Genomic DNA, 4,575 nt, shown 5'->3' on the forward strand with positions numbered 1-4,575 from the left:
GGGCCCGCTCGATGAGAGCGGGCCCGCGTTGTGTCTAGTTTTCGCACGTCGTCGCGCATTTGTGAACGGATGTGCAGTGTTGATCCGCAGATTTGCAACGAAAGATACCGCTCTCGCCTTGAAATGAAGCGTGGGTCACATGCACAATGGGGGTACCGAAAGTCACCATGAATTGAGCCCTCATGATGAACCGGTGATGGAAAGTGGCACCGCTCCATCGAGGGGTGCCACTTTCCTGTATATGCGTCCCTGCGGGCGGTGCCCCCGCAGGGACGCACCCCGCAAGGGGCTAGTGCTTAGCGCTGTCGACGACGCAGAGTCACGGCTCCCAGGCCTGCCAGTCCAGCCATGATGGCCGCGCCCGCCAGCATCGGGGTGTCAGCGCCCGTGCGAGCAAGGTTGCCGCTCGGGGTTGCGGACGGGGCGGGAGTGGGGGTCGTCGGCTCGGGCGTCGGGGAATCCGACGGCGCCGGCGTGGTGGGCTCCGCGGTGGGAACCGTGCACTCGCTATCGGTGCCGGTCAGCCAGTTGTGCAGGACGATCGGGGCCAGGATCGGGGAGTTCTCGAGGGTCTCGCCGGTCAGGATGCCGTTGATGTTGAAGGAGAAGGCGGAGTTGGCCGGCATGTGCTCGATCGCGATGGTGATGGTCGTGCCATCCTCGCTGACCTTGATCTCGCCCAGGCCCTCGACGGTGTTCGTGAAGCCGTTATCCTTGAGCGCGCCGGCGCCGGGGTTGGAGATCGTGTTGATCGTGGAGGCGTCGAACGTTAGGCCCTGGACGGCCTTGATCGTCAGCGTCGCGTTGGTGATGTCCTTATGGGTCGCGCCGTACAGGCGCAGGGTGCGCGAGTCGCCGGCCTTCGGATCTGTGCCGGTGGCGACGAACCAGCCGTCAGCGTTGGCCTCGCCCCACTTGGGCTCCTCCGAGCCCCAGGAGCCCGCGTACTTGGAGCGCTCGTTGATGTCGCGCGAGTAGGGGCTCCACACGGTGCGGTCCACGGTCGTGATCTGGCACTTGCTCAGCTCGGGGGTCTCGGGGGTGGGTAGGTCGCCGCACACCTGGCCGTCGGCCGGGTACTGGGCGCCGACCAGGTTAGCGCTTGCCGTCGAGGACTCGGCGCCGGTGGGGAAGGTGCCCGTGAACTGGAAGATCGTGCCGGTGTTGGCATCGAGGCCCTTGTTCAGCGTGATGGTCCAGATGTTCTTCGCGGCGTCGGTCTGGGTGGCCGTGAAGTCACCGTCGTTCCACGTGTACTCGGCCTCACGCGGACCCCAGGCCTGCATGAATGCGTTCAGACCCGCGCGGGTCTCAAGCTTGCCGATGAAGGAGGTGTTGGCCATGTCGTCCGGCAGGTCGACGGTGATCGTCGTGCCGGCGGCCAGCTTGTTCTTCGTGGCCACGGGGAAACGCCAGTTCTGCATGGAGCCGGCGATCCAGTGGTTGGCCTCAAACATGCCCGGGGCCTTGTAGGTCTCGGTGTTGAAGTTGGTCGAGATCTTCGAGGTGTAGCCGTTGTTTGAACCGGTGGCGATCTTGTTGACGGAGCCGTCGGCGTTACGAGTGATGTCGGCAGGGTTCACCAGCTCGGGGTGGTGGGCCAGGATGTCCGTGTCGAGGATAGCGGAGGCGGTCCAGTCGGCGCGGCACGCGGTGGACTTGTCGCCGTTAGCGGTGCTCGGGCCCGTGGGCTGGTTCTCGTCGGAGGGCGAGGCCATGGCGGGGCCTGCGATCAGGGCGGTGGCGAGCGTGGCGCTCAGGGCTGTCGCGATGGTCAACCTATGCGTCAGTTTCATCGTATTCCTTGCGTTGATGCTGATTCGGTCTCAGGAATGCTGGCCGTAGAAGGCTGTTATTAACCTGGTCAGCATTGGTTACATGCGAACCTTAGTCGATGAATGCTGACCGCGTCTCGCGTATGTGGACGGTCTGTGTGTGTGAAATCCTCCAGTCTTCATGCAGGATGAGTTCGCGTGACCTCTGTAAAAGTGCGCCAATCTGGGCCTTTAGTCATGGGCTGGATTTGGCAGGTGTATTCCGTCACGTGGGCGGGGGTGGTGAATCTCCCAGAGAGCGGTCATAACAGGGAATTAGCTGCTCAGATCGGTAATCTCTAAGGTGAGGCCCGATCCCTCTCCGGGACTCGCCGCTTGGCGGGAGGGCATAGACACAAAAAAGGAAGTCATATGACGCTGGATCTGACGCAGTCGCTGCCCTCGCACGTGCGTGCGACCTCCGGACGCCCCGTTGAAGACTCGACTCTGATGGAGGTGTGGCAGGGTCTGTCCGCTGCCATCGTTGATCAGATCGCTGACAACTGGGCCGCCACCACCGAGCGTTACGCCAAGGGCCGTCAGGAACACTACTTCTCCGCTGAGTTCCTCATGGGCCGCGCCCTGCTCAACAACCTCTCGAACCTCGGCCTCGTCGAGAAGGCTCGCGAAGCCCTCGCCGCCTACGGCCTCGACCTCGGCCAGGTCCTCGAAGAGGAACCGGACGCCGCCCTCGGTAACGGTGGCCTGGGCCGCCTCGCCGCCTGCTTCCTCGACTCCTGCGCCACCCTGGACCTGCCCGTGCGCGGCTACGGCATCCTCTACCGCTACGGCCTGTTCAAGCAGCTCTTCGACAACGGCTTCCAGACCGAGCATCCGGACCCGTGGATGGAGGAGGGCTACCCCTTCGTCACCCGCCGCGAGGAGCTCTCCCGTATCGTCTCCTACGCCGACCTGACCGTGCGCGCCGTCCCCTACGACATTGCGATCACTGGCTACGGCACCAAGAACGTGGGCACCCTGCGCCTGTGGAAGGCCGAGCCCATCGAGGAATTCGACTACGACGCCTTCAACTCCCAGCGCTTCACCGACGCCATCGTCGACCGTGAGCGCACCATGGACATCTCCCGCGTCCTGTACCCCAACGACACCACGTTCGAGGGCAAGGTCCTGCGCGTGCGTCAGCAGTACTTCTTCTGCTCCGCCTCCCTACAGGAGATCGTCGAGAACTACGTGCGTCACCATGGCACCGACCTGAATGGCTTCGCCGAGTACAACGCCGTCCAGCTCAACGACACCCACCCGGTCCTCGCCATCCCCGAGCTCATGCGTATCCTCATGGATGAGCACGGCCTCGGCTGGGAAGAGGCCTGGAAGGTTGTCTCCAAGACCTTCGCCTACACGAACCACACGGTTCTGGCCGAGGCCCTCGAGACCTGGGACATCCACATCTTCAACCGTCTGTTCCCGCGTATCGCCGAGATTGTTCGCGAGATCGACCGCCGCTTCCGCATCGACATGGCCGAGCGCGGCCTCGACCAGGGCACCATCGACTACATGGCCCCCGTCTCGGGCAACACCGTGCGCATGGCCTGGATCGCCTGCTACGCGTCCTACTCCATCAACGGCGTCGCCGCCCTCCACACGGAGATCATCAAGCGCGACACCCTCAAGGAGTGGTACGCGATTTGGCCCGAGCGCTTCAACAACAAGACCAACGGCGTGACCCCGCGCCGCTGGCTCAAGCAGTGCAACCCCCGCCTGGCCGCCCTCCTCGACGAGGTCACCGGCTCCGACGCGTGGGTCCGCGACCTCACCGTGCTCTCTGACTTCACCGAGGCCGGCACCGACGACGTGCTCACGCGCCTGGGCGAGATCAAGCACGCCAACAAGGTCGACTTCGCCGCGTGGATCAAGGAGCGCGAGGGCGTCGAGATCGACCCCGACTCGATCTTCGACGTTCAGATTAAGCGCCTGCACGAGTACAAGCGTCAGCTGCTCAACGCCTTCTACGTCCTGGACCTGTACTTCCGCATGAAGGACGATCCGACGCTGGACACCCCCAACCGCGTGTTCATCTTCGGCGCGAAGGCCGCCCCCGGCTACATTCGTGCGAAGGCCATCATCAAGCTCATCAACGCCATCGCTGAGCTGGTGAACAACGACGAGGGCATCAACGGCCGCATCAAGGTCGTCTTCGTCCACAACTACAACGTCTCGCCCGCCGAGCACATCATCCCCGCCGCCGACGTCTCTGAGCAGATCTCGATGGCCGGTAAGGAGGCCTCGGGCACGTCCAACATGAAGTTCATGATGAACGGCGCCCTCACCCTGGGCACGCTGGATGGTGCGAACGTCGAGATTCTCGAGGCCGTGGGCGCGGACAACGCCTACATCTTCGGCGCGACCGACGACGAGCTGCCCGAGCTGCGTCGCCACTACGACCCCCGTTGGCACTATGAGAACGTCCCCGGCCTCAAGCGCGTCATTGACGCCCTGACCGACGGCACGCTCGATGACTCCAACTCCGGCTGGTTCCACGACGTCCGCCACTCGATCCTCGAGGGTGGCTACGATCCGGCCGACGTGTACTACGTCCTGGGCGACTTCGCCGCGTACCGTGAGACCAAGGACCGCATGGCCGCCGATTACCGCGACCAAAAGGCCTGGAACGCGCGCGTGTGGGCGAACATCTCCCGCTCCGGCCGCTTCTCCTCGGACCGCACGATCTCCGACTACGCTCGCGAGGTCTGGAAGATTGAGGGTGAGCCGATCGCCTGACGCGCTCGCGTAGGGGAGGCCC

General features: G+C 64.0%; 2 protein-coding genes. One reads left to right on the plus strand and one right to left on the minus strand.

Translation table 11 applies throughout. The annotated features are described in order from the left end of the window. Window positions 1-296: 296 nt before the first annotated feature. Window positions 297-1,796: a hypothetical protein gene (locus tag HMPREF1138_RS01715; protein ID WP_009055814.1), complete on the minus strand. Its 1,500-nt coding sequence runs from the start codon at window positions 1,794-1,796 to the stop codon at window positions 297-299. Between the two features lie 390 nt (window positions 1,797-2,186). Between HMPREF1138_RS01715 and HMPREF1138_RS01720 the strand changes: the two genes are divergently transcribed. Next, window positions 2,187-4,553 (plus strand): glycogen/starch/alpha-glucan phosphorylase, encoded by a 2,367-nt coding sequence (locus HMPREF1138_RS01720; protein WP_009055813.1) that lies wholly within the window; start codon window positions 2,187-2,189, stop codon window positions 4,551-4,553. Window positions 4,554-4,575 lie beyond the last annotated feature (22 nt).

The sequence above is a fragment of the Actinomyces sp. ICM58 genome, assembly GCF_000283035.1.
Lineage (GTDB): Bacteria > Actinomycetota > Actinomycetes > Actinomycetales > Actinomycetaceae > Pauljensenia.